The sequence below is a fragment of the Salinilacustrithrix flava genome, from assembly GCF_041228405.1.
Taxonomy (GTDB): domain Bacteria; phylum Actinomycetota; class Acidimicrobiia; order Acidimicrobiales; family Salinilacustritrichaceae; genus Salinilacustrithrix; species Salinilacustrithrix flava.
The window spans coordinates 886,256-909,557 of record NZ_CP133888.1; the positions used below are offsets into that span (position 1 = coordinate 886,256).

Sequence of the window (23,302 nt, forward strand, 5' to 3'; positions counted from 1 at the left end):
CGCCGGCGATGGTCGCCGACCCTGGCACGACCGGCCGGGCCGGGAAGCATCGCCACCTGCTCGCCGGGTCGGCTGCCCTCGTCGTGGGCGCGGCCGTGCAGGCCGTGACCGGTGCGGTCTTCTGGCTCGTGGCCGCTCGCATGGACACCACCGACGACGTCGGCCGCGCCACCGCGCTGTTCACCTCGATCCTCTTCATCGCCTACCTGGCCGGGCTGGGCCTGCAGGTCTCCCTCGCCCGGTTCGCCCCGGGCCGGGACCGGGAGTCCCACACCGTGTTCTCCTGGGCGGTGCTGGCCACGGTGGTGTCGGCCACGGTCGTCGCCAGCGGGTACCTCCTGGCCGTCGACACCGAGGCGACCAGGTCGCTGACCGACTGGCACCCGGTGCTCGGACCGGCGCTGTTCGTCACCGGCGCCATCGGGGCTGCGCTCACGCTCATCGTCGACGTCCGCTGGATGACGGTCCGCCGCTGGGCGCTCGTGCTCGTGCGGATCACCGTGGTCGGAGCGCTGCGGTTCCCGCTGCTGTTCCTGGTGCCGGCGGGCAGCCACCACACGGTGCACCTGTTCGCGGTCGCCGCCCTGCCCCTCATCGTCACCGGGGTGGGAGGCGTGCTCGCCATGCCCCGCATCAGCGGCATGGGCCACCGGCTGTTCCCCCTGCCCACCTCGGGCGGCGCCGCCATCCGCTACTCGGCGGTCAACTACGTCTCGACGCTGGCGTACCAGGCGCCGCAGTTCGTGCTGCCCGTCATCGTGCTGCTGTCGGTCGACCCCGACCGCAACGCGGCGTTCTACGTGGCGTGGGGCATCACCAGCATCGTGCTCTACGTGCCGATGGCCATCGGCCAGGCGCTGCTCGCCGAGGGCGGCAAGGACGGCGCGGAGCTGCGCGGCCAGGTCCGGGTCGTGCTCGTGGGGACGAGCGCCCTGATGGGCCTCGCCGCCGTCGTCGCCTGGGCCGGTCGGGAGCTGGTGACCGTCGTCTACGGCGCCGACTACGAGGACGCGGCACGGATCCTGCCGGCGCTGGTCGTGGCCGGCATCCCATGGGCGGTCACGTCGGTGTACCTGACCGAGGCGCGGGTGCTGCACCGCCACCTCCCGACCGTGGCGATCACGGGGGTGCTGACGGTGGCGATCCTGGTGCCGGCACTGGTGCTCGTGCCCGACGACGGCATCGACGGGGCGACCCGTGCGTTCCTGCTGGGGAACGTGGCCGCCGCCGTCGTGGCCGTGGCCTTCCACCGGTTCGGCCGGCGGCGACGGGTCACCGCCGTGCCGGAGCCGGGATCGGTCGAGGACGGACTCGCCCTGCACCCCTGAGGGTGCAGTGCGAGGACTCCAGAGCCGGACGAACTACTCGTCCATCTCCTCGTCCATGTCCTCCTCCATCTCGTCGCCCTCTTCCTCGAGCTCGCCGCCGAGGTCTTCGGCCTCGTCGCCGGTGCTCTCGCCGAGGTCCTCGGCGTCCTGTTCGATGTCGTCGGTGTTCACGTCGTCGTCGTCGTCCCCGCAGGCTGCTGCTCCGAGCAGGAGGGCGGCGGCGAAGCCGGCACCGAGTGCGCGCTTGGCAAGTTGGTTCTGCATGGTTCGGGTCCGTAACCGGGCGCTGGCGACGCCAGAACCCGGACCGTGACATCGGGCTCAGGTGCGCAGGCGCAGGGTCCGGACCTCGAACGGGCGCAGCTCGAGGGCCACCCCCTCGGCGGCCAGGTCGACATCGCCGAGCGGCCGCTCCAGCAGATCGCACGTCGCCGCGGTGAACACCGGCGCAGCGGCGCGCAGCGTGGTCCGGGCCCGGCCGCCGAAGGCCTCGTGCAGGCGCACGACCAGGTCGCCGGAGCCGTCATCGGCGGCCTTCACCGCGGTGATCACGACGCCCGGGTGGTCGACGGACACGACCGACGGCTGCGGCGCACCCTCGACCAGGCGCACCGGCGCGTTCAGCGCCCACGACTCGGCCAGGACGTCGGCGAGCCCGTCGGCGTGGGGCAGCAGCGCGTAGGTGAACCGGTGGGCGCCGCGGTCGGCGTCGGGATCCGGGTAGCGCGTGGCTCGCAGGAGCGTGAGCCGCATCGTCGTGCTGGTGGCGTCGCCCAGGCAGTCGTGGCCGTACTTCGAGTCGTTCAGCAGGGCGACCCCGCACCCCGGCTCGGCGACGTCGGCCCAGAAGTGGCCGCACACCTCGAACCGGGCGGCGTCCCAGGAGGTGTTGCGGTGCGTGGGCCGGCGCACGTGGCCGTACTGCACGTCGTAGCGGGCCTCGTCGGCCCGCAGGTCGAGAGGGAAGGCCACCTTCAGGAGCTTCTCGTCCTCGTGCCAGTCGACCTCGCACTCCACGTCGAGGCGGGCCGACCCGGCCCGGAGCACGTAGATCTGGGTGATGGAGGACGAACCGAACCGGCGCCGGACCTGCACGGTCGCCTGCATGGGTCCATCCTCGCCCACGTCGACCGCGTCGGCGTCGGTGAGCTCCTCGGGCGGAAGGCGCAGCGTGTGCTGGTCGATGTCCCAGGCGTCGTAGGTGTTCGGGTGGTCGGGGAACAGCTGGAGCACGTTGGCCGGCCCGGCCAGCAGCTCGCGGTCGAGCCGCAGGTCGACCAGGGAGGTGAGCGTGCCGTCGGGCCCGACCACCGCCCGGACGACGCCGTTGGTCAGCACGATCCTGTCGCCGTCGCGCTCGACGTGGGCAGGGGCGGTGCCGGCCGGGAGCTCGTGGCTGACCGGGCCCATCCCGTGCGCGGGCGCGTCGACCCACACCTCGCCGTCGCCGGTGGCGACCACTCCGCGGACCGCGAACGGCGCCGGATTGGCCGCCACCACCCCGTTCTGGCCTACCGATTCCCCCGCTGGCGGGGTCGGATGCAGGCCAGAACGGAGCGGGAGGGCGGTGGCGAGCAGGTCCTCGACCTCGGCGAGCAGCTCGGCGTGGGCGGCCTCGGTGTCGTCGTGCACCCAAGCGATGGAGCTGCCCGGGATGATGTCGTGGAACTGGTGCAGGAGCAGCACCTTCCACAGCCGCTCGAGGTCGGCGAGGGGGGCGTCGGCGCCGGTGGGCGCGCCGGGCGCGGTCCACAGCTCGAGCTCGCGCAGGGCGAGCTCGCCGCGCCGGTTGCCCCACTTGGTGCGGGCCTGGGTGGTGTAGGTGCCCCGGTGCATCTCGAAGTACAGCTCGCCGCGCCACACCGGCGCGTCCGGGTACTCGTCGCGTGCGGCCTCGAAGAACGCTGCCGGCGATTCGATGGCGAGACGGGGCAGGCCGTCGATGCCGGCCCCGTCCTCGCCGGACACCCGCCGGGCCCGCTCGAGCATCTCCCGGGTCGGTCCCCCGCCGCCGTCGCCGTGGCCGAACAGGTACATCGACCGGCTCGAGCCGCCCTTGTCCCGGAAGTTGCGCACGGCGTAGGCCAGCTCGGAGGGCACGACCTCGCCGTTGTAGGTGTCGGCCGGCGGGAAGTGGGTGAAGATCCGGGTGCCGTCGATGCCCTCCCACCAGAAGGTGTGGTGCGGGAACCGGTTGGTCTGGTTCCACGACAGCTTCTGGGTGAGGAAGAACTCGCAGCCGGCCTGGGCCATCAGCTGGGGCAGGTTCCCGGCGTAGCCGAACACGTCGGGGATCCACACGATGCGGTTCCCCGGCTCGACACCCTCGCCGAAGTGGTCGAGGAACCAGCGGCGACCCCACACCAGCTGGCGGGCCAGGGACTCACCGGAGGGCAGGTTGGCGTCGGCCTCCACCCACATCGACCCGACGGGCACGAAGCGTCCCTCGGCCACCTTCTCGGCGATGCGGGCGAACAGCTCGGGCTGCTGCTCCTCGATCCAGGCGTACTGGGCCGCCTGGGAGCAGGCGAAGCGGTACTCGGGGTACTCGTCCATGAGCGTGACCGCGGAGGAGAACGTGCGGGCGCATTTGCGCATGGTCTCGCGCAGCGGCCAGAGCCAGGCCGAGTCGATGTGGGCGTGGCCGATCGCCGACATGCGGTGGGCGTGGTCGCTGGCGTCCCGGGCCAGCATCGGCGCCAGCACGGCGCGGGCATCGACCGCGGTCTCTGCGGGTCGGGCCGGGTCGAGCGCATCGACCGCGGCGTCGATGGCCCGCAGCAGCTCGTGGCGCCGGGGGTCGTCGAGGCCGAGCTCGCGCATCAGGCCGCCGAGCACCTGCAGGTCGAGGTCGAGGTGCCAGACCGCGTCGTTGCGCACGGCGAGCTCGGCGCGGTTGAGGCGGTAGAGGAGGTCCTCCCCGGCGGTGGCCGGGTCGCCGAGCGGGGTCGGCCGGTAGGACGTGGCCACAACCGGGTTGGCGGCGGCCTCGACCAGCACGTCGATCGTGCCGTCGTCGTCGGCCACGAGGCCGACGGGCACGGCCTGGTGCATCGGGTGGATGCCCCGGATCGGCCCGCCGCCGGCGGTGCGGAACAGGAGCCCCTCGGACTGGAACCCGGCACCGACGCCGGTGGAGAAGTCCACGATGGCCTCGACGGTCTCCCCGGCCCACGCGTCGGGCACCCGACCCTGCAGCCGGAACCACGTCGTCCCCCAGGGCTTCCCCCACCGCCCACCGATCTCGAAGGGGTCGAACCCGACGGCAGCGAGGTGCTCCCGGGCGTCGGCCACGGGGACCGGCTCCCCCGGCAGGTGCCAGGCGGTGACCTCGAGCGGCGTCCCCGGTCCGTGGATGTGGGGACGGATCCGGTCGCTGATCGTGCGGCGGATCCGGGTCTCGGCGAGGTCACGATCGTCGTGCACGCCCGGACTGTACGGCCGCCGGTCCGGGTAGTGCCCTGGCTCCGGACGAACAAAGGAGCAACGACATGGCCCTCTTCCGCAGCTACGCCAAGTTCAAGATGGGCAAGGCCGCCTTCGACAAGGCTCGCCGGTGGTGGAAGAAGCGCCAGCGGTCGAAGTCCGGATCGAGGGTGACGGCCCGCCGCTGAGGCACCCCTTGCGGCCGGCGCCGTCGATAACTACCGTTATTATCGACGTGCCCCATCGGGGCGCCCGCAGACCGCCACACACCAGGGGAACCCACAATGGCTCGCACCGACGCCGACATCATCGGCCGCGACGACGTCAACGACCTCGACGCGATCCTCGCCCTCACCAACACCGAGCGCGACGAGGTGATCCACACCGTCCAGGACAACGCCGACGCGCTGTTCACCTGGGACTACGAGCGGTCGCGCCCGCCGCTGATCAAGCTGTACGAGAAGGCCAAGAACTCCCAGTGGAACGGTGAGACCGACCTGGACTGGTCGATCGAGGTCGACCAGGAGAAGCTGGCCGCCGAGAGCCCGATGACGCCGACGGTCGAGGGCTGGGAGGCGCTCGGCGCCGACTTCAGCGGCACCTCGTTCCAGAGCTGGACCAACAAGGAGTGGCGCCAGTTCCAGATCGAGTCCCAGAACTGGAGCCTCTCGCAGTTCATGCACGGCGAGCAGGGTGCCCTGATCTGCACCGCCAAGATCGTCGAGACGGTGCCGTGGATCGATGCCAAGTACTACGCCGCCACCCAGGTCATGGACGAGGCCCGCCACGTCGAGGTCTTCGCCAAGTACCTCGACACGAAGCTGTCGGGCCACTACCCGATCAACCACCACCTCAAGATGCTGCTCGACGACATCATCCTCGACAGCCGGTGGGACATGACCTACCTGGGCATGCAGATCATGGTCGAGGGCCTCGCCCTCGCCGCGTTCGGCATGGCCATGCAGACCACGGACGATCCGCTGCTCAAGCAGCTCCTCCGCTACGTCATGTCCGACGAGGCCCGCCACGTGGCCTTCGGCGTGCTGTCGCTGCGCGAGTACTACGAGGGCCTCTCCGACAAGGAGATGATGGACCGCCAGGAGTTCGCCTTCGAGGCCGCCGTCCGCATGCGGGACCGCTTCCTCCAGCAGGAGGTGTGGGAGAACATGGGCATCCCGGTCAAGGAGGCCATCTCCATCTTCAAGCAGGACGACCCCGAGCTGAAGAACGAGGACCCCTTCCAGCAGCTCCTCTTCTCCAAGATCGTGCCGAACTGCAAGAAGCTCGGCCTGCTCGACGCCAACGACGGCTGGCTGCGCAAGCGCTTCGACACGCTCGGCGTCACCCAGTTCGAGGACTGGGTCGACACCGGCGAGGAGTACGAGATGCTCGACGAGGTCGCCAAGGACCGGGCCGCAGAGACGGCCTGAACAGAGGTACCGTCCGGCCCGTGAGCGGGCCCGTACCGGAGATGGAGATCCGGGCCCGGCGCGGGCACCCGGACTTCCTCGATCTGCCCTGGCAGCTGCCGCTGCTCGAGTGGGACGTCGACAACACCGACGGCCGGCTCGTGCGCATGGCGCACGGCGTGTCACGACACGTCGTGCGCTTCGTGCAGTACGAGGGGCGCGTCTACGCGCTGAAGTCCACCGAGGAGGCGGTCGCCCACCGCGAGTACGACCTGCTGCGCGGGCTGGCCGAGTCCCGGTTGCCGGTGGTCGAGGCGGTCGGCGTCGTCACCGGGCGCACCTCCCCCGACGGCGAGCCCCTCGGCGCGGTGCTCGTCACCCGCTACCTGGACTTCGCCCTGCCGTACCGCTACCTGTTCGGCAACCCGACGGGCATGGACCTGCGCCCGCGCCTGGTCGACGCCGGCGTGATCCTGCTGGCGCGCCTGCACCTGGAGGGCTTCTTCTGGGGCGACTGCTCGCTGAACAACATCCTGTTCCGTCGCGACGCGGGTGCGCTCATGGCGTACCTGGTGGATGCCGAGACCGGCGAGCACCACCCGTCGATCTCCGACACCATGCGCGAGCACGACCTGGAGATCGCCCGCATCAACATCGCCGGCGACCTCACCGACCTCATGGCGTCCGGTCGGATCCCCGAGATCGACGTGGTCGACGCGGTCGACGACGTCGTCGCCCGGTACCGGGCGCTCTGGGAGGAGCTCACCCGCGCCGAGGAGTTCCCGTCATCCGAGCGCCACCTCATCGAGGGGCGCATCCGGCGCCTCGAGGACCTGGGCTTCGACGTGTCCGAGGTGTCGCTGCAGCCGACCAAGGGTGGGACCGCCATCCGCATGCGGCCGGTGCTGCTGGAGGAGGGCCACCACGCGCGGGAGCTGGAGCGGCTGACCGGGCTGCGGGTGCAGGAGAACCAGGCCCGGCGCTTCCTCGCCGACATCACCTCCTGGCAGGCCTACCTGAGCCAGGAGGAGGGGCGCGACGTCCCCCGGGGGGTCGCCGCAGCTCGTTGGCTCGAGGAGGTCTACGCGCCCCACACCGTGGTGCCACCGGAGCTCGCCGATCGCCTGGAGCCGGCCGAGCTGTTCCACGAGCTGCTCGAGCACCGCTGGTTCCTGTCCGAGCAGCGGGGTGCCCACGTCAGCAACGACGAGGCGCTGGCGGACTACGTCTCGTCGGTGCTCGGCACCCGCCCGCCGGAGCGCATCGTCGTCGAGGAAGACTGAGGGGCGGGGCAGAAGACCTGGTCGACCGCCCGCCGCGGGAGGTCGATCCCGAGCACGGCGCGCACCAGGAGGCGGCGGCGGTCGGTGAGGTCGGCGACGTCGTCGGGCCAAGCCGCGGCGGTGTCGGTGACGTCGAGGAGGGGGAGCGGGGAGATCGTCACGGCATGGTCCTTCTGGCCTAGGTGTCGGCAGGCCATACCCCGATCTTGACGACAAATTCAGGCAACGCTGATGCCAGATCCGGAATGGGTCGTACCCGACCCGGTCCGTGCGCCACGATGGGGCGATGGAAGACGAGCTCGAGGTGCTCCGCCGCCAGATCGACGCCGTCGACGAGCGCTTCGTCGAGCTCCTCGCCGAGCGGTTCCGCATCACCCGGCGAGTCGGCCACATCAAGTCCGAGCGGGGGCTGCCGGCCCAGGACTCCATCCGCGAGGCACAGATCGACGAGAAGGTCCGGCGCCTCGCTGCCGAGCACGCCCTGGACGAAGGCCTGGTGTCCGACGTGCTGCGCGCGGTCATCGACCGGGTCGTCGCCGAGCACCGGGAGCTGCACTCGAGATGACCGACCCCAGCACCCCCGCCCCGGTCGCGCCCACGCCCCTCGCCGCCCCCGACCGCGGTCCGGCCTCCATCAGCGACCGGCTCCCGGCTCCGCCTGCCACCGGGCACCGCACCCGCGCCGAGCTCGACGCCCAGCTCGACCACCTGCGCGCTGCCCCCGCCGACGACGGCGTCCTGGAGCTCGTCGTGTGCCGCCCGGCCCTGGACCAGCGCCGGGTGCTCGACGTCGGCGTCCTCTCCCGCGCCGAGGGCCTGGTCGGCGACACCTGGTCGCAGCGACCGAGCCGGCGCACCCCCGACGGCGGCCCCCACCCCGACATGCAGCTCAACATCATGGGCACACGGGTGGCCCGCCTGCTGGCCGTCAGCGACGAGCGCATGCCCCTGGCGGGCGACCAGCTCTACGTCGACCTCGACCTGTCCGCGGCCGCCCTGCCGGCGGGCACGCGGCTCGCCATCGGCACCGCCGTGGTGGAGATCACCGACCAGCCCCACACCGGCTGCGCCAAGTTCGCCGAGCGCTTCGGGCGCGACGCCCTGCGCTTCGTCAACTCACCCGTCGGCACCGAGCTGCGCCTGCGGGGCGTGAACGCCAAGGTCGTCGTCGACGGCGAGGTCCGCGCCGGCGACCGCGTCCGGCGGGCCTGACTGGCGGCTGCGGCCCGGGGGTATCGGCAGCGGATGACCCCACGCCCCCACCTCGTCCTCGCCAACGACGACGCCGGCAGCACGTCGCGCCGCGACGTGGCGCTCGCCGTCAGCCGCCTCGCCGAGCACGCCCCCACCGAGCTGCGCTGGACCAGCACCCCAGACGAGTTCGAGGAGCTGGTGCGCGACGCCCGGGAGCAGCAGCTGGTGGTCGCCGGCGGTGACGGGTCGCTGCACCTCGCCCTGCAGACCCTGGATGGTCTGGACCGAACCGACGAGGCGATCGGCATCATCCCCCTCGGCACCGGCAACGACTTCGCCCGCAACCACGGCATCCCGCTCGATCCCCAGGAGGCCGCCGACGTCGTCCTCGAGGGTCGGGCCCGCGCCGTCGACGCCATCGAGCTCCGCGACGACGGGACCCACCGCGAGCTGGTGGCGAACAACCTGCACCTCGGGATGGGCGTGGACTCCGCCCGGGCCGCCCAGCGGCTCAAGCCGGTGCTGAAGCGCTTCGCCTACCCCGCCGCCACGGCCTGGACCGGCGCCACGGGCGGCTCGGCTCCGCTGCGGGTCACGGTCGAGGACGAGGTCGTCTGGGACGGGCCGGTGCTCGCCTGCCTCTTCCTCCTCGGACCCAGCATGGGTGGCGGCGTGAAGCTGGTCGACACCACCGAGGGCACCATCGACGTCGTCGTGGTCGAACCGGTCGAGCCGCGGGAGCGGGTGGCCCTCGTCCGCGCCGCGATGCGCGACGGCCTCGGCGCCACCGAGGAAGCCCACCGCTGGACCGGGCGCCGGGCGAGCGTGCAGGCCACCGGGGTGCTCGACACCGACATCGACGGCGAGCTGTGCGAGCACGCCCACACGCTGCACCTGGAGCTGAAGCCCCGGGCCTGGACCGTCCTGGTGCCGGCGGGGCCGTCGAAGACGGGCTAGAGCAGCCCGTCGATCGCGTTCACCGCCTTCTCCTCGATGCGCTGGAACAGGTTGCGCTGATCCCACTCGTTGAGGTCGACGGGTTCGGCCCGCTCCAGGTCCTCGTCCATGTGCCCGTCGAGCAGCGCCGTCATGGCCTCGTCGAAGATGACGAGGCAGACCTCGTCGTCGTGCTCGGTCGAGCGCTGGTTCATGTTCGCCGAGCCGACCACGCAGACCGATCGGTCGATCGTGAGCACCTTGGCATGCAGCATCGAGGGCTGGAACGTGCAGATCTGCACGCCTGCGTCGAGCAGCTGCTGGAAGCTGGCCTCGCTGGCCACCTGCACCAGGCGCTTGTCGGCGTGGGGCCCGGGCACGAGCACCTCGACCTCGACCCCCCGCTCCGACGCGTCCACCAGGCGACGGAGGATCTCCTCGTCCGGCGTGAAGTAGGCGGTGGTGATGCGGATGCGCTCCTCGGCGCAGTCGATCAGCACCCGGAACAGGTTCCACACGTCGCTGTTGCCGGCCTCGGCGACGCCCTTGATGACCTGCACGTCGAGCTCGCCGGGCTGGGGGAGCTCCGGGAACTGGTCGACGTCGTCCACCAGGTCCGTGCCGGTCTCGGCCCAGTTGTCGAAGAAGGCACCGCGCAGGCCGGCCACGGCGGGGCCGACGACCCGGAAGTGGGTGTCGCGCCACTCGCCCTCACCTCGGGCATCGCCGCTCCACTCGTCGGCGATGCCGACGCCACCGGTGAAGGCGAGCGTCTCGTCGCACACCAGGAGCTTGCGGTGGGTCCGGTTGTTGGCCTGCAGCGCGCCCCGGGCCTTGATGGGGCGGAACCAGCGGACGTCGCACCCGGCGCTGTCCATGCCGTCCACCACGTCGGTGTCGAGCTCCCAGGCCCCGGCCGCGTCGAGCAGGACCCGGACGCGCAGGCCCTCCTGGGCCTTGGCGGCCAGGTGGGCGGCGAACTCCTGGCCGATCTCGCCGTTCCAGTAGATGAAGGTGAGGAAGTCGATGGACCGCTCGGCCGCGTCGATGGCCTCGAGCATGGCGGGGAAGATCTGATCGCCGTTCTTCAGCACGTCGATGCGGTTGCCGGTGGTGACCGACACGCCCAACACCGATTCGAGCATGCGCTTCGTGCGCTGAGAGTCCATGCCGGAACGCTAGTCCCGGTCAGTGAGCATCCACCCCGGCGAGCCGGGTCCGACCCCGGACCCCGGTGACCGCCAGCGCCCCCACGAAGAGCGCACCGCCGACCAGCACGATCGTGGGCCCGGACGCGACGTCGAGGTGGTAGCTGAGGTTCATCCCCACGAAGCCGCACACCGCCCCGATGAGCGTCGACAGCCACAGCATCGTCGAGAACGACGAGGTCACCATGCGAGCCACGACCGCCGGCACCACGAGGGCGGCGGCGATGAGCGTGACGCCCATGACGTTCATGGTGGCGAGGATCGAGGCCGCCAGCACGAGCATCAGGAGGGCATCGATGCGGGCGACCTTCACCCCGGACGCCTCGGCGACCTCGGGGTCGAAGGTGACGAACAGCAGCGACCGGTAGCGCAGCACGATCACCGCGATCGCGAAGAGGGTGACGCCGCTCACGATCCACACGTCCCCCCGGGTGACGCCGAGGACGTTGCCGAACAGCGCCGCGTCGGCGTCCACGTCGGCGCCGCCGCCGAGCTGCAGCACGGCGAGGCCGAAGGCGAACGACGCCGTCGTGATGACGCCGATGGCGGCGTCGGACCCGATCGGCCGCCGGCGGGTCACCGACGACACCGCGAGCGCCGACGCGAGCCCCCAGAGGCCGGCCCCGAGGAACACGTTGACCCCGGCGAGTGCGGAGACGGCGAAGCCGCCGAAGATGGCGTGGCTGAGCCCGTGGCCGATGTAGCTCATCGAGCGCAGCACGACGTACACGCCGATGAGGCCGCAGAGCGCGCCCGCGACCGTGGCCACGACGAGCCCGTTCTGGAAGAACTGGAACTCGAACGGTCGGAGCAGCTCGTCGAGGGTGATCACGCGCTGCGGTCCCGGAGCTGGATGATCTGCGCCTCGCTCGGGACGTCGACGACGACGCGCATGCCGCCGTGCTCGAGCACCTCCATGGGGGAGCCGTAGGTGGCCTCGAGCACCGACGGGACGAGCACCTCGTGGGGGGCGCCGGCGCCGATGACCTCCTTGTTCAGGCAGACCAACCGAGGCAGGTGGGCGGCGATGCCGTTGAGGTCGTGGGTCGTCAGGACGATGCCGAGCCCGCCGTCGTGGAGCTCCCCGAGCAGGTGGAGGATCTCGTGCCGGGTGCGCACGTCCACCCCCGACGTGGGCTCGTCGAGCAGCAGCAGGTCCGGCTCGGCGAGCAGGGCGCGCGCGAGGAACACCCGCTGCTGCTGGCCGCCGGAGAGGGCGCGGATGTGGCGGCCGGCGAGCTCGCCGATGCCGAGGCGGTCCAGCACCCGGGCCACGTCGGCCTTCTCCGCCTTCGAGGCCCACGGCAGCAGCCGGCCCCGGACCCGGGACATCAGCACGCACTGGGCGACGGTGACCGGGAAGTCCCAGTCGATCTGCTCGACCTGGGGCACGTAGCCGAGGCGCGTGCCGCCGGGCCGTTCGAGCCGCCCCGCGCTCGCCGGGACGCTCCCGAGCAGCACGCGCAGCAACGTGGACTTGCCCGAACCGGACGGCCCGACGATGCCGACGAAGTCGCCGCGATCGATCTGGAGGTCGACCCCGGTGATGACGGACCCGTCGCCGTAGCCGGCGGCGACTCCCTCGAGCGTGAGGAGCGGGGTCACCGGAGCGACGCTACCGATGTTTCACTGCGGATAATCCGCGGTATCGGGCCCGACCCGGCGCAGCTCGAGCTGCTCGAGCGCCTCGGGGTCACCGCCGAGGACCTCGACGATGGTGGCGTAGTTGGAGCGCATCAGGGCCAGCCAGCTGTGGTCCTCGTCGCCGGGCTCGCCCGGGAGGTCGTCGTCGCGGAGGTCGGCGACGTACTCGGCGCCGGCCTCCTCGGCGATCGTCTCCAGCACGGGGGACGGGAAGACCTCGGAGCCGAACACGGCCGGGACGCCCTCGGCCCGGATCTGGTCGACCAGGTCGGCCACGGCGCGGGGCGAGGGGTCGCCGAAGTCCTCGGGCTGCACCGCCCCCACGACCGTCCAGCCGTAGGTCCGGGCCCAGTAGGCGTAGGCGTCGTGGTAGGTCACGAGCTTGCGGTTGTCCTCGGGCACGGTGTCCAGGGCGGTGCGCAGGGCGGCGTCGAGCTCGTCGACGATCCCGTCGAACTCGGCCCGGTTGGCCTCGTAGGTCGCCGCGTTGTCCGGGTCGACCTCGCTCATCGTGTCGGCGATGTAGCGGGCGTAGCCCTTGGCGAGGGTCGGGTCGGTCCACAGGTGGGGGTTGGGCTTGCCCTCGTCCTCCGGGAACGAGAAGTCGTAGAGGTAGTCGTCCGGGCTGACGATGAGGTCGCCGAGCTCCACGATGGTGGCGTCCCCCGCCACGTCGCGGGCGAGCGCCAGCGTCGGCTCCTCGAGCTGGAGGCCGTTGGCGAACACCACGTCGGCACCCTCGAGCACCTCCGACACCGACGGGCTGGGCTCGAAGGTGTGGGAGTTGGTGCCCTCGGGGACGACCCCCTGGATCCGGGCGAGGTCGCCGATGACATCGGCGGCGATCGACGTGATCGGGCTCACCGTCGTGACCACGACCAGCCGGTCGTCCCCGTCGCCGTCGGATCCGGCCGCGTCGTCGTCACCGCCGCACGCACCGGCGAGGAGGGCCAGCGGCAGCAGCAGGGCGAGCGGGGCCAGCAGGCGAGGTCTCGTCATGGATGCGGACGATAGCCACCTGCAACCTGTTCTCAACACGCGCCCCCAGGGGCCGGAGGTGACCGGGGCGGTCGCTACTGTCCGGAGATGGCTGCTGCGACCGCGGACGACCTGGTCGACCAGCTCCGCCATCGAGGCGTCCGCATCACCGCGCCCCGTCGTGCCGTGGTCGAGGCACTGGTCGAGGTCGGTTCGCACGTCACCGCCGAGACCCTCCATGCTCGCGTGCAGGCCCGCCATCCGGACGTCAGCCACTCGAGCATCTACCGGACCCTGGACCTGCTGACCGAGCTGGGCATCGTCACCCACGTCCACCTCGGCCACGGCCCGGCCGAGTTCCACCTCGCCGACGACGAGCACTCGCACGTCGTCTGCAACGGGTGCGGTGCCGTGCTCGAGATCGACTGCGCTGTCACCGACCCCTTCGCCAGGGCCGTCGACGACCGATTCGGGTTCCAGCTGGACCTGCGCCACTTCGCCCTCACCGGTTGGTGCCGGCGGTGCCGGCCCGGGGGAGGCAGCAGTTGATCGGCGGTGACGCGACGACGAGCTTCCGCACGCCGTCGCGCCGCTGGCCCAGCCTCAGCGCCCACGTGGGCGGCGCCGCCATGCTCTTCGTCGCCGCCGGCATCATCGTCTCCGCGCTCGTCGAGCTCGGGGCCGGGGGCGACGAGACCCCGGCGATGATGCTGGCCGCCGGCATCGTGGCGGTGGCCGGGTTCGTGCTGTGGCGGGGCACCGAGGTGCCGGCGAAGATGACGGCGTCGGCCACCTTCGTCGCCGTCGGCAGCACCTGGCTCCTCGCGTCGATCGCGGGCGCCGTCCCGTACCTGCTCACCGGGACCTTCGGCTCGATCGACAACGCCCTGTTCGAGTCGGTCTCGGGCTTCACCGGCACCGGGTCGACCGTGCTCGCACCGATCGAGGCGGCACCGCGGGGCGTGCTGTTCTGGCGCAACCTCACCCAGTGGTACGGCGGCACCGGCATCGTCGTGCTCGCGGTGGCGATCCTGCCCTTCCTCGGCGTGGGCGGCATGGACATGCTCAGCGCCGAGGCGCCGGGGCCGACCACGGATCGCCTCGCCCCGCGCATCTCCGAGACGGCCCGGCGGCTGTGGCAGGTGTACGCCGGGCTCACCGTGGCCGCCATCGCCCTGCTGCTGGCGGTCGGCATGTCGCCCTTCGACGCCGTCACCCACGCCTTCACCGCCGTCTCCACCGGCGGCCTCTCCCCCTACGACTCCTCGATCGCCGCCTTCGACTCGGTCGCCGTGGAGCTGGCGCTCGTGGTCCTCATGCTCGTCTCGGCCACCAGCTTCACCCTCCACTGGCGCGCCGTCACGGGCCGACCCCGCATCTACGCCGAGTCCCCCCTGCTGCGCTTCTACCTCGGCGTCTTCGTCGTGTTCACCGCCGCGGTCACGGCGCTGCTGTGGACCCAGCAGGGCCTCGGCTTCGGCAAGTCGCTCCGGGACGCCACGTTCAACGTCGCCTCGCTGCTCACCTCGACCGGGTTCGGCACCGCCGACTTCGTCCAGTGGGTGCCCGGCACCCAGCTGCTGCTGCTCGCCCTCATGGTGTCGGGCGGGATGGCCGGCTCGACCTCTGGCGGGCTGAAGCTGGTCCGAGCCCGCGTGCTCCTGATCCACGCACTGCGAGAGCTGCGACGCATCCGCCACCCGCGCGCCGTCCTGCCGGTGCGGCTGGGCCGGGACGCGATGCCGGAGCGGATCGTGCAGCGCGTCATCGGCTACGCCCTGCTCTACGTCGTCTTCATCGGCGTCGGCTGCCTGGCCCTCACGTTCCTCGGCTCCGGCCTCACCGAGGCCGCGGGTGCGGCCACCTCCGCCATGGGCAACATGGGCCCGGCGCTCGGCGAGGCCGGTCCGGCGTCCAACTACCTGTACTTCTCCCGGCCCGCCCGCGGGCTACTGATGGTGATGATGCTGGCCGGCCGCCTCGAGATCTTCCCGGTGCTCTACGTCATCGGGCGGATCACCGGCGCCCTGCCCGGCGGACCGCTGCGCCGCGCCGTGCGCCGCACCACCGCGCTCGTCCCGACGTCGTGACCGCTGCGAGGATGGCACCACCCCTCGCACCCTCCCCCCGGAGATCCACATGCCCCTCTACGCACTCGGCGACCTCACCCCCACCATCGCCGACGACGCCTTCGTCCACCCCGATGCGGTCGTGATCGGCGACGTCACCATCGGCTCCGAGTCCACCGTCTGGCCCGGCGCGGTCCTGCGCGGTGACAGCGGTCCGATCACCGTCGGCGAGCGCACGTCCATCCAGGACGGGTCGGTCATCCACACCACCGAGTGGGCCCCGACCCAGATCGGCAGCGGCTGCGTCATCGGCCACATCGTCCACCTCGAGGGCTGCATCATCGAAGACGACGCCCTCGTCGGCTCGGGCAGCGTGGTGCTGCACAAGGCCATCGTCCGCAGCGGCGGCCTGGTCGGGGCCAACGCCGTCTGCAGCGGCGGCTTCGAGGTGCCCTCCGGCGCCATGGCCCTCGGCGTGCCGGCCAAGCTCCGCCACGACGCCGTGGACCTGGCCATGATCCAGGAGTCCGCCGAGTTCTACCGGGACCGCGGCCACCGCTACCGGCAGGAGCTGCGCCGCATCGACTGAGGTGCCGTGGGTAGGGGACCAAGGCATGACCCTCCCCACCGCCGCCTCGGTCACCCGCAACCCCTCCCAGGAGCAGCTGCGCGACTGGGTCCTGGCCCACATGTCCCGCGTGCAGGTCAGCGAGCACGGCAACATCGGCTACACGACGATGGTCACCGCCCGACTCGCGCCGTCGACCGCGTTCGTGTCCGACCAGCCGACGGGCAAGCCGACCATGTCGCGCGCCGAGTACGAGCAGTGGGCCGAGGAGCAGGACGCGTTCATCGCCGACCAGGACATGGTGCTCATCGAGGGCTACATCGGCCCGGATCCCGACTTCCGCACGCCCGTGCGCCTCTTCATCGAGCGCAAGAGCTCCAACATCCCGGCGATGCAGCAGCAGCTGTACTTCCCGGTCGAGGACGAAGCCGCCTTCGACGAGGAGCACGCCGACGGGGGGTTCACGGTGATCTACACGCCCGGCCTCCTGGCGCCGGGCCAGCCCAACGACCGGCTCATCGCCGTGGACCTCGACAACTACGTCACCCGGGTGTTCGGCTCCGACTACTTCGGCGAGTCCAAGATGGGCGGCCTGCGCATGTGGAACCACCTGGTCCACGAGCGCGGCGGCCTGGCCATGCACTCCGGCGCCAAGGTCTTCCCCGCCGAGGAGACCGGCTCGGGCGAGGAGGAGCTGGCCCTGATCATCGGCCTGTCGGGCACGGGCAAGACGACCACCACGTTCCGCGAGGTGAAGGGCTCGCTGCCGGTGCAGGACGACTTCATCGCCCTCATGCCCGACGGCACCGTGCACGCCACCGAGAACGGGTGCTTCGCGAAGACCTACGGCCTCGACGCCGAGGACGAGCCCACCATCCACGGCGGCGCGATCGACCCCGAGGCGTGGCTGGAGAACACCCGCATCGATCCGATCACCAAGCAGATCGACTTCTTCGACGACCGCTACACGGCCAACGGCCGGGTCACGTTCCCCCTCGCCGACATCCGCCACCGGGATCCGCGCGACCTGCCGAAGGCCAAGTACCTGTTCATCCTGAACCGCAACGAGGACATCATCCCCGCCGTGGCCCGCCTCCGGCCCGAGCAGGCTGCGCACTACTTCATGCTGGGCGAGACCAAGGGGACGAGCGCCGGCGGGGCGGCCGAGGCGGGCAAGCGGCTCCGGGTGCCCGGCACGAACCCGTTCTGGTTCGAAGACGACGCCTCCCAGGCCAACCGGCTGCTGGAGCTCCTCGAGCAGCACCCGCTCGAGGTGTACCTGCTCAACACCGGCCGGGTGGGAGGCGACGCCGACGACGACCGGTCCAAGAAGGTCTCGATCGACGTGTCGGCCGCGGTGCAGGCCGGCATCGTCGACGGCACGATCGAGTGGGAGACCGACCCGGACTTCGGCTACGACGTCGCCACGTCGATCCCCGGCATCGACGATGCCGAGCTGCTCCAGCCCCGCCGCCTGTACGAGCGCCAGGGCCGGGACGACGAGTACCGGGAGCTGGTCGAGCGGCTGCGCCGGGAGCGCACCGAGTACCTCGACGGCTTCCCCGCCCTCGACGACCGGGTCCGGACCGCCTGAGGCGTTCCGTGGTCGCTGCCAGAAGCTTCTGGCAGCGGCTGCGGAACAGTCCGACGAGCCGCCCCGGCTAGTTCTCGCCGGCGTTGCGGATCTTGCCGATGGCTTCCTTGCACGCCGGGCAGACCGGGTAGCGGTCGGGGTCCCGGGTGGGCACCCACTTCTTGCCGCAGAGCGCCTCGATGGCCTCGCCGGTGATGTAGGCCCGCGTCACGTCCTCCTTGCGGCAGATGTGCGCGTACTTGTCGTGGTCACCGTCTCCCGTCGTCGGCTGGACGGTGGTGTCCGGCGTGATCGTGGGCGTCGGAGACGTGCTCGGCTCGGAAGCGTGGACGGGGCGCATCCCCATCGACGCTACCGGGCGTCGAAGGCCAGTCCGAACGATCGCACGGCCGGGGCGAAGATGTTGGGCTCGACGTCGATCTCGTCCTCGACCCGCAGGTTCGTCCACTCGCGGGTGAGCGTGCCCAGCAGGATCTCGAGCTCGCGGCGGGCGAAGTTGGCGCCGAGGCAGAAGTGGGTGCCGTAGCCGAAGGCCACGTGCGGGTTGGGCGAGCGGGTGACGTCGAAGGTGAACGGGTCCTCGAACACGTCTTCGTCGCGGTTCGCCGACGGGTAGACGAGGGCGAGCCGGTCGCCGGCCTTGATCGTGCGGCCCCGCAGCTCGACGTCCTCGGTCGCCTTGCGGAACATGTTGTTGAGGGGCGTGACCCAGCGGATGACCTCGTCCACCGCCGAGGGGATGAGCTCGGGGCGGTCGTGGAGCAGCTCCCACTGGTCGTTGTGGTCGCAGAAGGTGCGCAACCCGTGGGCGATGGCGGTGCGGGTGGTCTCGGCGCCGCCGGCGATGAACAGGCCGACCTCGTTGAAGATCGTGTCCTGGGAGAGCGGCTCGCCCTCGATCTCGGCGTTGGCCCAGGTCGAGATGAGCCCGTGGGCCGGGCAACCCCGCAGGTCGGTCACCTCGGCCTCGACCATCCCCCAGATCTCCATGGTGGCTGCCATCAGCCCGGCCATGGCCTCCTGGTCGAACATCACCGAGTCGATGCGCATGAGGCGCTCGGACCAGCTCTTCACCGTGCGCCACTCGTCCTCGGGCAGCCCGAGCAGGTTGCAGGTGAAGCGGGCCGGCAGCTGCCCGGCGATGGCGTCGACGACCTCGCAGCGGCCCTGGGGGGTGAGCGGATCGACCATGGCGGCGATCATCGCCTCGAACTGGGCCGACTGCTCGCGCACGGCCTTGGGCGTGAAGCCCCGGTTGACGAGGCGACGCTGCTGGAGGTGGCGCGGGTCGTCGTTGGCGATCATGTTCGACTCGGTCGGCGTCTCGTTGAGGCGGTAGGTGCGCAGCGAGGAGAACACCTCGGAGTGGCGCTCCACGTGCTGGACGTCGGCGTGGCGGGTGATCGCCCACAGCTGGTTGGCCTCGTCCCAGTGCACGGGGTCGTTGGCCCGGGCCCACGTCCACGCCTCGTGCTGCCGGGTCCGCCAGAACTCGGGGTCGCGCAGGTCGATGGTGACGGGGGGCTGGATCGTGCTCACCGGCCCATCCTGCCAAGTTGGCAACGCCCGTTGCAGGAGGCGGTCAGGTGAGCTGCTCGACCACCACGAGCACGACCATCCCCACGACCAGGGTGAGACCGACGTTGCGGGTCCGCCACGACACGAGCGCGGCGAGCACGCCGGCGAGGAGCCGGGGCTGCCACAGGTCGAGCTGCCCGCTGGGGCGGACGAGGGCCGGCACCACCAGGGCGGCGAGCACCGCCGGCGGGATCTGGCGCAGGACCCGCTGGGCCAGGGGCGGAAGGTCCACGAACCGGTTGGCGAAGGCGAGGAAGGACGCCCGCATGGCGTACGTGCCCGCGCCGGCCAGCAGGATGGCGACCCAGGTGCCGCTCATCGCGGGGTCACCTCGCGACGGCGCTCCTGGTGGCCCTCGGCGAGCGCGCCGGCGACGATCCCGGCGACACCCCCGATGAGGATGGAGAGGCGAGCTGCCCCCAGCTCGGCGGCCAGCACCGCGGTCGTGCCGCCGACCGCCGCCGCGACCAGGCTCGGCCACCGCTGGAGCACGGGCACGAGCAGCACCAGGAACACGAGCGGGACGGCGAAGTCGAGCGGCACGTCGTCGGGCACGCTGCTGCCCACCAGCGCTCCGATCACCGTGGTGATCTGCCACGACGACCAGAGCAGGATGCCGATGGCGAAGAAGTAGGGCAGGCGCTGGCGGCGGTCGTCGTTGCCGTCCCACCGGATGACCGAGAGCGCGTAGGCCTGGTCCACGAGCAGGTAGCTGACCCGCAGTCGGGCCCCGAGGCGCTCGGAGGACAGCGTCGGGGCGAGCGACGCCGAGTACAGCAGCATGCGGAGGTTGATGGTGAGCGCCGTCACCACCGCGACCGCGACCCCGCCGCCGCTCCCGAGCACGTCGGCCATGGCCAGCTGGCTGGCGCCGGCGAAGAGCAGGAGCGACATGGCGACCGCGTGGCCGAGGTCGAGCCCGGCGGCGATCGGCGCGGCCCCGGCCACGAGCCCGAAGGGGATGATGCCGACGAGCATGGGCGCGACGTCTGTGATGCCGTCGCGCATGGCCTGGCGGCGGGCTGTCACCTCCGGACCGAGCGGGGCAGGGGGACGCGGCGCCGGCGGTCCGGCGTCCGCTCGTCCAGCAGCTCGACGCCGCTGATCTCCGACGTGAGCTCGTCGAGGGAACCGACCGTGGCCGAGGTGGCGAGCGGGGTGTAGTGGGCGCGGCGCTCGTCGCTCACCGCGGCCCGGCGGGTCAGGCGGTACAGCACGTAGACGACGAAGGGCAGGGTCAGCGCGCCGAGCACGTGGAAGATCCCCTCGGGCCCGACCATCCCGATCGCAGCCGAGGCGACGAAGGGGCCGGCGGCGGCGCCGAGGCCGTTGAAGGTGAGGAGGCGGGCGCCCGTGGCCGGCATCACCGCCGGGTCGACGTAGTCGGCGACGTGGGCGAAGGAGAGGCCGTACAGCGAGAACGAGCCGGCACCGATGAAGAACGCCGCGGCCAGGGCCCCGACGAAGCTCTCCCGCACCGTCGCCCCGACACCGATGCCGGAACCCACGGTGACGAGCAGCGCGGCGACCGCCATGACGTAGCGGCGGTCGGTGCTGTCCGACCACCGCCCGAGCGGGAACTGGCCGGCGACGGCGCCGACGAGCAGGACGGCGATGAACGTGGACGCGCCGGAGACGCCGAACCCGGCACGGCTGGCGTACACGGCGCCGAAGCCGAGCGCAGCGCCGGTGGCGAAGCCCGAGAGGGTGGCGCCGGTGATGCCGAGCGGCGCGGACCGGATCACGTCTCGGATCGACCGGGGCGCGTACTCCCGCGGCGGTGGGGCCTCGTGCGGCGCCAGCGCGACGGGCACCGCGGCGACCGAGAGCATCACCGAACCGATGACGAACAGGACGAAGCCACCGATGTCGGCGACGTTGAGCAGGAGGCTGCCGATGGCGAGGCCGGCCGTGACCACGGAGTTGTAGACGGCGAGCAGCGAGCCCCGGGTGCGCGACGTCGACACGTCGTTCAGCCACGACTCGCTCACGATGAACAGGCCGGCCACGCACACGCCCGTGATGAAGCGCAGGAACATCCACGGGAGCGGAGAGACCCACACGCCGTGGATGACGACGGCCGCCGAGGCGAGCGACGCGAGCGAGGAGAACACCCGGATGTGGCCGACGGCGCGGACGAGCCCCGGCACCCACGTCGAGCCCGCCACGTAACCCAGGTAGTAGAGGCCGAGCACCAGACCGGTGACGGTGGAATTGAAGGCGGCCCGCTCGGCGCGCACGCCGAGCAGCGCACCCTGGAGGCCGCTGCCGACCATCAGAAGCAGGATCGAGAGCAGCAGCGGCCAGGCACCCAGCACGACGACGCCGAGGCGCGCGCGGCCCTCGGTGCCGTCGGGCGTCGGTGCAGGCGTCGTCGAGGCGACGTCGACGGTGCGGGGAGGACCGGCCACGATGGCCATGGTGCACGTCGCCGCCGGACGGAGACAACTGCTCAGCCCGCGGTGGCGCGCCCGTTCTGCCTGCAGCAGAACCGGGTCCGACGGGCTCGGCCGGGCGACACACTCGGCCCATGACAACGATCTCCACCTCTCCGGGCACGGTCTTCGACCGGCTGCTGGACCGGCGCATCGTCGTGCTGGGTGAATCCGTCGACGACGAGAGCGCGAACCGCGTCGTCGCCCAGCTGCTGATGCTGTCCACGGACGACCCCCACAGCGACATCTGCCTGCACATCAACTCGCCGGGCGGGTCGGTCATGGCCGGCCTCGCCGTCTACGACACGATGCAGCTCATCCCGAACGACGTCGCGACCGTCGCCGTCGGGTTCGCCGCCAGCATGGGCCAGATCCTGCTGTGCGCCGGCGCCCCCGGGAAGCGCTACGCCCTGCCGAGCGCGCAGGTCGTGATGCACGAGGGATCTGCCGGGCTGGGCGGGTCGGCCGCCGACGTCGAGATCCAGGCCGACAACCTCCAGGCGACCCTCGACCGGATGCGCGGCATCATCTCGCGCCACACCGGTCGCACCATGGACGAGGTGGTCCGGGACGTGGGGCGCGACAGGTGGTTCGATGCGGAGCAGGCGAAGGAGTACGGCTTCGTGGACCACGTCGTGACCTCGCTCGAGGAGCTCATCCCCGCCCCGTCGACCCGGCGCATCGGCCTCGGGAGGCAGTCGTGAGCAGCTACACGATCCCCAGCGTCATCGAGTCGACGCCGAAGGGCGAGCGCGTGTCGGACGTGTTCAGCCGGCTCCTCTCGGAGCGGATCGTCTTCGTCGGCACGCCGATCGACGACGGGGTCGCCAACGTCGTCATCGCCCAGATGCTGCACCTGGCGGCCGATTCGACGGCGGAGATGCAGCTCTACCTCAACTCGCCCGGCGGGTCGTTCAGCGCGGTGATGGCGATCTACGACACCATGCAGTTCGTCGCCCCGGACGTGGCGACGTTGTGCGTGGGTCAGGTGACGGCGACCTCCGCGATCCTGCTCGCAGCCGGCGCCCCCGGGAAGCGGTCGCTCCTCCCCCACGCACGGGTCGTGCTGCACCAGCCCCACACCGAGGGGAGCCGTGGTTCCCTCAGCGACCTCGCCCTCGAAGCCGCCGAGATCGCCCGGATCCGCGCCCAGGGCGAGGAGCTGCTGGCCAGGCACACCGGTCGGCCGGTGGAGCAGATCCGCGCCGACACCGACCGGGCGCTGGTGCTCACCGGACGCGATGCCATCGCCTACGGCATCGCGGACGAGCTCCTCGAGCCCGGATCAGGCGGCGAGCATGCGGAGCCCGCCACCGCCCTGCGACCGGACGTGTAGCCGTCGGGTCGCCCGCTCGAGGACGTCGGCCAGGTCGAGGCCGAGGGCCTCGTGCATCGCACCGAGCAGCTCGGAGGACACGTCCTTGCGGCCGCGCTCGACCTCGGAGAGGTACTGCAGCGAGACCGCGGCGGCCTCGGCGACATCGGCGAGCGTGCGCTCCTGGTGATGCCGCTCCTCGCGCAGGATCTCGCCGATCAGCTCTCGCAGCCCGACGTCGCGACGCACCTCGTCGTCGCGGTGCTTGCCCGGGAACGGGACGACGTCGCCCCAGCCGTCCCGGTCGGCCCCCTCTTCGCTCGGCATGGGAGAAACG

26 protein-coding genes are annotated in these 23,302 nt (G+C 71.6%); 13 read left to right on the forward strand and 13 right to left on the reverse strand.

The genetic code is table 11. The annotated features are described in order from the left end of the window. Positions 1 to 8: 8 nt before the first annotated feature. On the forward strand, positions 9 to 1,328 hold the full coding sequence (locus tag RGQ06_RS04375) for a lipopolysaccharide biosynthesis protein (RefSeq protein WP_432429105.1): 1,320 nt from the start codon (positions 9 to 11) through the stop codon (positions 1,326 to 1,328). Positions 1,329 to 1,361: 33 nt separating this feature from the next. On the opposite strand, the gene RGQ06_RS04380 is transcribed toward RGQ06_RS04375, so the two are convergent. Both RGQ06_RS04380 and RGQ06_RS04385 read right to left on the reverse strand, forming a co-directional pair. Further along, positions 1,362 to 1,592, reverse strand: a complete 231-nt coding sequence (locus RGQ06_RS04380) for a hypothetical protein (protein ID WP_432429104.1) — start codon at positions 1,590 to 1,592, stop codon at positions 1,362 to 1,364. Positions 1,593 to 1,649: 57 nt separating this feature from the next. Beyond that, positions 1,650 to 4,754: an alpha-mannosidase gene (locus tag RGQ06_RS04385; RefSeq protein WP_432429103.1), complete on the reverse strand. Its 3,105-nt coding sequence runs from the start codon at positions 4,752 to 4,754 to the stop codon at positions 1,650 to 1,652. 65 nt (positions 4,755 to 4,819) lie between these two features. Here RGQ06_RS04385 and RGQ06_RS04390 point away from each other — a divergent pair, with 65 nt between their 5' ends. The 3 genes from RGQ06_RS04390 to RGQ06_RS04400 all read left to right on the forward strand — a co-directional run bounded on the left by RGQ06_RS04390 (position 4,820) and on the right by RGQ06_RS04400 (position 7,446). Further along, on the forward strand, positions 4,820 to 4,942 hold the full coding sequence (locus RGQ06_RS04390) for a hypothetical protein (protein ID WP_432429102.1): 123 nt from the start codon (positions 4,820 to 4,822) through the stop codon (positions 4,940 to 4,942). Positions 4,943 to 5,038: 96 nt separating this feature from the next. Next, entirely contained in the window at positions 5,039 to 6,184 is a 1,146-nt protein-coding gene (locus RGQ06_RS04395) for a ferritin-like domain-containing protein (RefSeq protein ID WP_432429101.1), read from the forward strand. Between the two features lie 20 nt (positions 6,185 to 6,204). Further along, on the forward strand, positions 6,205 to 7,446 hold the full coding sequence (locus RGQ06_RS04400) for a DUF4032 domain-containing protein (protein ID WP_432429100.1): 1,242 nt from the start codon (positions 6,205 to 6,207) through the stop codon (positions 7,444 to 7,446). On the opposite strand, the gene RGQ06_RS04405 is transcribed toward RGQ06_RS04400, so the two are convergent. After that, complete coding sequence (locus tag RGQ06_RS04405; RefSeq protein ID WP_432429099.1) at positions 7,386 to 7,607, reverse strand: hypothetical protein; 222 nt, start codon at positions 7,605 to 7,607, stop codon at positions 7,386 to 7,388. The genes RGQ06_RS04400 and RGQ06_RS04405 overlap by 61 nt on opposite strands. 125 nt (positions 7,608 to 7,732) lie before the next feature. Here RGQ06_RS04405 and RGQ06_RS04410 point away from each other — a divergent pair, with 125 nt between their 5' ends. The 3 genes from RGQ06_RS04410 to RGQ06_RS04420 are packed head-to-tail and all read left to right on the forward strand — an operon-like array spanning position 7,733 to position 9,597. Next, a complete protein-coding gene (locus RGQ06_RS04410; protein WP_432429098.1) occupies positions 7,733 to 8,011 on the forward strand; it encodes a chorismate mutase in 279 nt (92 codons plus the stop codon). Then, positions 8,008 to 8,658 (forward strand): MOSC domain-containing protein, encoded by a 651-nt coding sequence (locus RGQ06_RS04415; RefSeq protein ID WP_432429097.1) that lies wholly within the window; start codon positions 8,008 to 8,010, stop codon positions 8,656 to 8,658. Before RGQ06_RS04410 ends, RGQ06_RS04415 begins: the two co-directional genes overlap by 4 nt. Positions 8,659 to 8,691: 33 nt before the next feature. Next, on the forward strand, positions 8,692 to 9,597 hold the full coding sequence (locus RGQ06_RS04420; RefSeq protein WP_432429096.1) for a diacylglycerol/lipid kinase family protein: 906 nt from the start codon (positions 8,692 to 8,694) through the stop codon (positions 9,595 to 9,597). Here RGQ06_RS04420 and RGQ06_RS04425 read toward each other — a convergent pair. Genes RGQ06_RS04425 through RGQ06_RS04440 form a run of 4 tightly spaced genes read right to left on the reverse strand, consistent with a single transcriptional unit; the run spans position 9,594 to position 13,427 of the window. Next, positions 9,594 to 10,745: a phospholipase D-like domain-containing protein gene (locus tag RGQ06_RS04425; RefSeq protein ID WP_432429095.1), complete on the reverse strand. Its 1,152-nt coding sequence runs from the start codon at positions 10,743 to 10,745 to the stop codon at positions 9,594 to 9,596. The two genes, RGQ06_RS04420 and RGQ06_RS04425, sit on opposite strands and share 4 nt — an antisense overlap. 19 nt (positions 10,746 to 10,764) lie before the next feature. Then, entirely contained in the window at positions 10,765 to 11,616 is an 852-nt protein-coding gene (locus RGQ06_RS04430) for a metal ABC transporter permease (protein ID WP_432429094.1), read from the reverse strand. Continuing rightward, positions 11,613 to 12,389: a metal ABC transporter ATP-binding protein gene (locus RGQ06_RS04435; protein WP_432429093.1), complete on the reverse strand. Its 777-nt coding sequence runs from the start codon at positions 12,387 to 12,389 to the stop codon at positions 11,613 to 11,615. The genes RGQ06_RS04430 and RGQ06_RS04435 overlap by 4 nt, the downstream gene beginning before the upstream one ends. A gap of 21 nt (positions 12,390 to 12,410) precedes the next feature. Continuing rightward, on the reverse strand, positions 12,411 to 13,427 hold the full coding sequence (locus RGQ06_RS04440) for a metal ABC transporter substrate-binding protein (protein ID WP_432429092.1): 1,017 nt from the start codon (positions 13,425 to 13,427) through the stop codon (positions 12,411 to 12,413). Positions 13,428 to 13,514: 87 nt separating this feature from the next. Here RGQ06_RS04440 and RGQ06_RS04445 point away from each other — a divergent pair, with 87 nt between their 5' ends. From RGQ06_RS04445 to RGQ06_RS04460, 4 genes are read left to right on the forward strand one after another with little or no spacing between them, the layout of a single operon-like run. After that, positions 13,515 to 13,955, forward strand: a complete 441-nt coding sequence (locus tag RGQ06_RS04445; RefSeq protein ID WP_432429091.1) for a Fur family transcriptional regulator — start codon at positions 13,515 to 13,517, stop codon at positions 13,953 to 13,955. Next, positions 13,952 to 15,496 (forward strand): TrkH family potassium uptake protein, encoded by a 1,545-nt coding sequence (locus RGQ06_RS04450; RefSeq protein WP_432429090.1) that lies wholly within the window; start codon positions 13,952 to 13,954, stop codon positions 15,494 to 15,496. The genes RGQ06_RS04445 and RGQ06_RS04450 overlap by 4 nt, the downstream gene beginning before the upstream one ends. 49 nt (positions 15,497 to 15,545) lie before the next feature. Then, positions 15,546 to 16,064 (forward strand): gamma carbonic anhydrase family protein, encoded by a 519-nt coding sequence (locus RGQ06_RS04455; RefSeq protein WP_432429089.1) that lies wholly within the window; start codon positions 15,546 to 15,548, stop codon positions 16,062 to 16,064. A gap of 25 nt (positions 16,065 to 16,089) precedes the next feature. Continuing rightward, positions 16,090 to 17,637: a phosphoenolpyruvate carboxykinase gene (locus RGQ06_RS04460; RefSeq protein WP_432429088.1), complete on the forward strand. Its 1,548-nt coding sequence runs from the start codon at positions 16,090 to 16,092 to the stop codon at positions 17,635 to 17,637. Positions 17,638 to 17,704: 67 nt separating this feature from the next. On the opposite strand, the gene RGQ06_RS04465 is transcribed toward RGQ06_RS04460, so the two are convergent. Genes RGQ06_RS04465 through RGQ06_RS04485 form a run of 5 tightly spaced genes read right to left on the reverse strand, consistent with a single transcriptional unit; the run spans position 17,705 to position 21,626 of the window. After that, complete coding sequence (locus tag RGQ06_RS04465; RefSeq protein WP_432429087.1) at positions 17,705 to 17,977, reverse strand: DUF3039 domain-containing protein; 273 nt, start codon at positions 17,975 to 17,977, stop codon at positions 17,705 to 17,707. Between the two features lie 11 nt (positions 17,978 to 17,988). Beyond that, complete coding sequence (locus RGQ06_RS04470) at positions 17,989 to 19,176, reverse strand: cytochrome P450 (RefSeq protein ID WP_432429086.1); 1,188 nt, start codon at positions 19,174 to 19,176, stop codon at positions 17,989 to 17,991. A 43-nt stretch (positions 19,177 to 19,219) separates the two neighbouring features. Continuing rightward, the gene (locus RGQ06_RS04475) at positions 19,220 to 19,534 is read right to left on the reverse strand and encodes an AzlD domain-containing protein (protein ID WP_432429085.1); all 315 of its coding nucleotides are present in this window, start codon (positions 19,532 to 19,534) and stop codon (positions 19,220 to 19,222) included. Then, entirely contained in the window at positions 19,531 to 20,244 is a 714-nt protein-coding gene (locus tag RGQ06_RS04480; protein WP_432429084.1) for an AzlC family ABC transporter permease, read from the reverse strand. Before RGQ06_RS04480 ends, RGQ06_RS04475 begins: the two co-directional genes overlap by 4 nt. Beyond that, the gene (locus RGQ06_RS04485; protein WP_432429083.1) at positions 20,241 to 21,626 is read right to left on the reverse strand and encodes an MFS transporter; all 1,386 of its coding nucleotides are present in this window, start codon (positions 21,624 to 21,626) and stop codon (positions 20,241 to 20,243) included. The genes RGQ06_RS04480 and RGQ06_RS04485 overlap by 4 nt, the downstream gene beginning before the upstream one ends. A 119-nt stretch (positions 21,627 to 21,745) precedes the next feature. Between RGQ06_RS04485 and RGQ06_RS04490 the strand changes: the two genes are divergently transcribed. Continuing rightward, the gene (locus RGQ06_RS04490; protein WP_432429082.1) at positions 21,746 to 22,354 is read left to right on the forward strand and encodes a ClpP family protease; all 609 of its coding nucleotides are present in this window, start codon (positions 21,746 to 21,748) and stop codon (positions 22,352 to 22,354) included. Then, the gene (locus RGQ06_RS04495; RefSeq protein WP_432429081.1) at positions 22,351 to 22,986 is read left to right on the forward strand and encodes a ClpP family protease; all 636 of its coding nucleotides are present in this window, start codon (positions 22,351 to 22,353) and stop codon (positions 22,984 to 22,986) included. Before RGQ06_RS04490 ends, RGQ06_RS04495 begins: the two co-directional genes overlap by 4 nt. Here RGQ06_RS04495 and RGQ06_RS04500 read toward each other — a convergent pair. After that, positions 22,936 to 23,292 carry a helix-turn-helix domain-containing protein gene (locus RGQ06_RS04500; RefSeq protein ID WP_432429080.1) on the reverse strand — a complete coding sequence of 119 codons (357 nt, stop codon included), beginning with the start codon at positions 23,290 to 23,292 and terminating at the stop codon, positions 22,936 to 22,938. The genes RGQ06_RS04495 and RGQ06_RS04500 overlap by 51 nt on opposite strands. Positions 23,293 to 23,302 lie beyond the last annotated feature (10 nt).

What these genes read in the sequence shown, in the direction of transcription:
- RGQ06_RS04375 (WP_432429105.1), top strand. Translation starts at nt 9, where the DNA reads ATGGTCGCCGACCCTGGCACGACCGGCCGGGCCGGGAAGCATCGCCAC.
- RGQ06_RS04380 (WP_432429104.1), bottom strand. Translation starts at nt 1,592, where the DNA reads ATGCAGAACCAACTTGCCAAGCGCGCACTCGGTGCCGGCTTCGCCGCC.
- RGQ06_RS04390 (WP_432429102.1), top strand. Translation starts at nt 4,820, where the DNA reads ATGGCCCTCTTCCGCAGCTACGCCAAGTTCAAGATGGGCAAGGCCGCC.
- RGQ06_RS04395 (WP_432429101.1), top strand. Translation starts at nt 5,039, where the DNA reads ATGGCTCGCACCGACGCCGACATCATCGGCCGCGACGACGTCAACGAC.
- RGQ06_RS04410 (WP_432429098.1), top strand. Translation starts at nt 7,733, where the DNA reads ATGGAAGACGAGCTCGAGGTGCTCCGCCGCCAGATCGACGCCGTCGAC.
- RGQ06_RS04415 (WP_432429097.1), top strand. Translation starts at nt 8,008, where the DNA reads ATGACCGACCCCAGCACCCCCGCCCCGGTCGCGCCCACGCCCCTCGCC.
- RGQ06_RS04420 (WP_432429096.1), top strand. Translation starts at nt 8,692, where the DNA reads ATGACCCCACGCCCCCACCTCGTCCTCGCCAACGACGACGCCGGCAGC.
- RGQ06_RS04425 (WP_432429095.1), bottom strand. Translation starts at nt 10,745, where the DNA reads ATGGACTCTCAGCGCACGAAGCGCATGCTCGAATCGGTGTTGGGCGTG.
- RGQ06_RS04440 (WP_432429092.1), bottom strand. Translation starts at nt 13,427, where the DNA reads ATGACGAGACCTCGCCTGCTGGCCCCGCTCGCCCTGCTGCTGCCGCTG.
- RGQ06_RS04445 (WP_432429091.1), top strand. Translation starts at nt 13,515, where the DNA reads ATGGCTGCTGCGACCGCGGACGACCTGGTCGACCAGCTCCGCCATCGA.
- RGQ06_RS04455 (WP_432429089.1), top strand. Translation starts at nt 15,546, where the DNA reads ATGCCCCTCTACGCACTCGGCGACCTCACCCCCACCATCGCCGACGAC.
- RGQ06_RS04460 (WP_432429088.1), top strand. Translation starts at nt 16,090, where the DNA reads ATGACCCTCCCCACCGCCGCCTCGGTCACCCGCAACCCCTCCCAGGAG.
- RGQ06_RS04465 (WP_432429087.1), bottom strand. Translation starts at nt 17,977, where the DNA reads ATGCGCCCCGTCCACGCTTCCGAGCCGAGCACGTCTCCGACGCCCACG.
- RGQ06_RS04475 (WP_432429085.1), bottom strand. Translation starts at nt 19,534, where the DNA reads ATGAGCGGCACCTGGGTCGCCATCCTGCTGGCCGGCGCGGGCACGTAC.
- RGQ06_RS04490 (WP_432429082.1), top strand. Translation starts at nt 21,746, where the DNA reads ATGACAACGATCTCCACCTCTCCGGGCACGGTCTTCGACCGGCTGCTG.
- RGQ06_RS04500 (WP_432429080.1), bottom strand. Translation starts at nt 23,292, where the DNA reads ATGCCGAGCGAAGAGGGGGCCGACCGGGACGGCTGGGGCGACGTCGTC.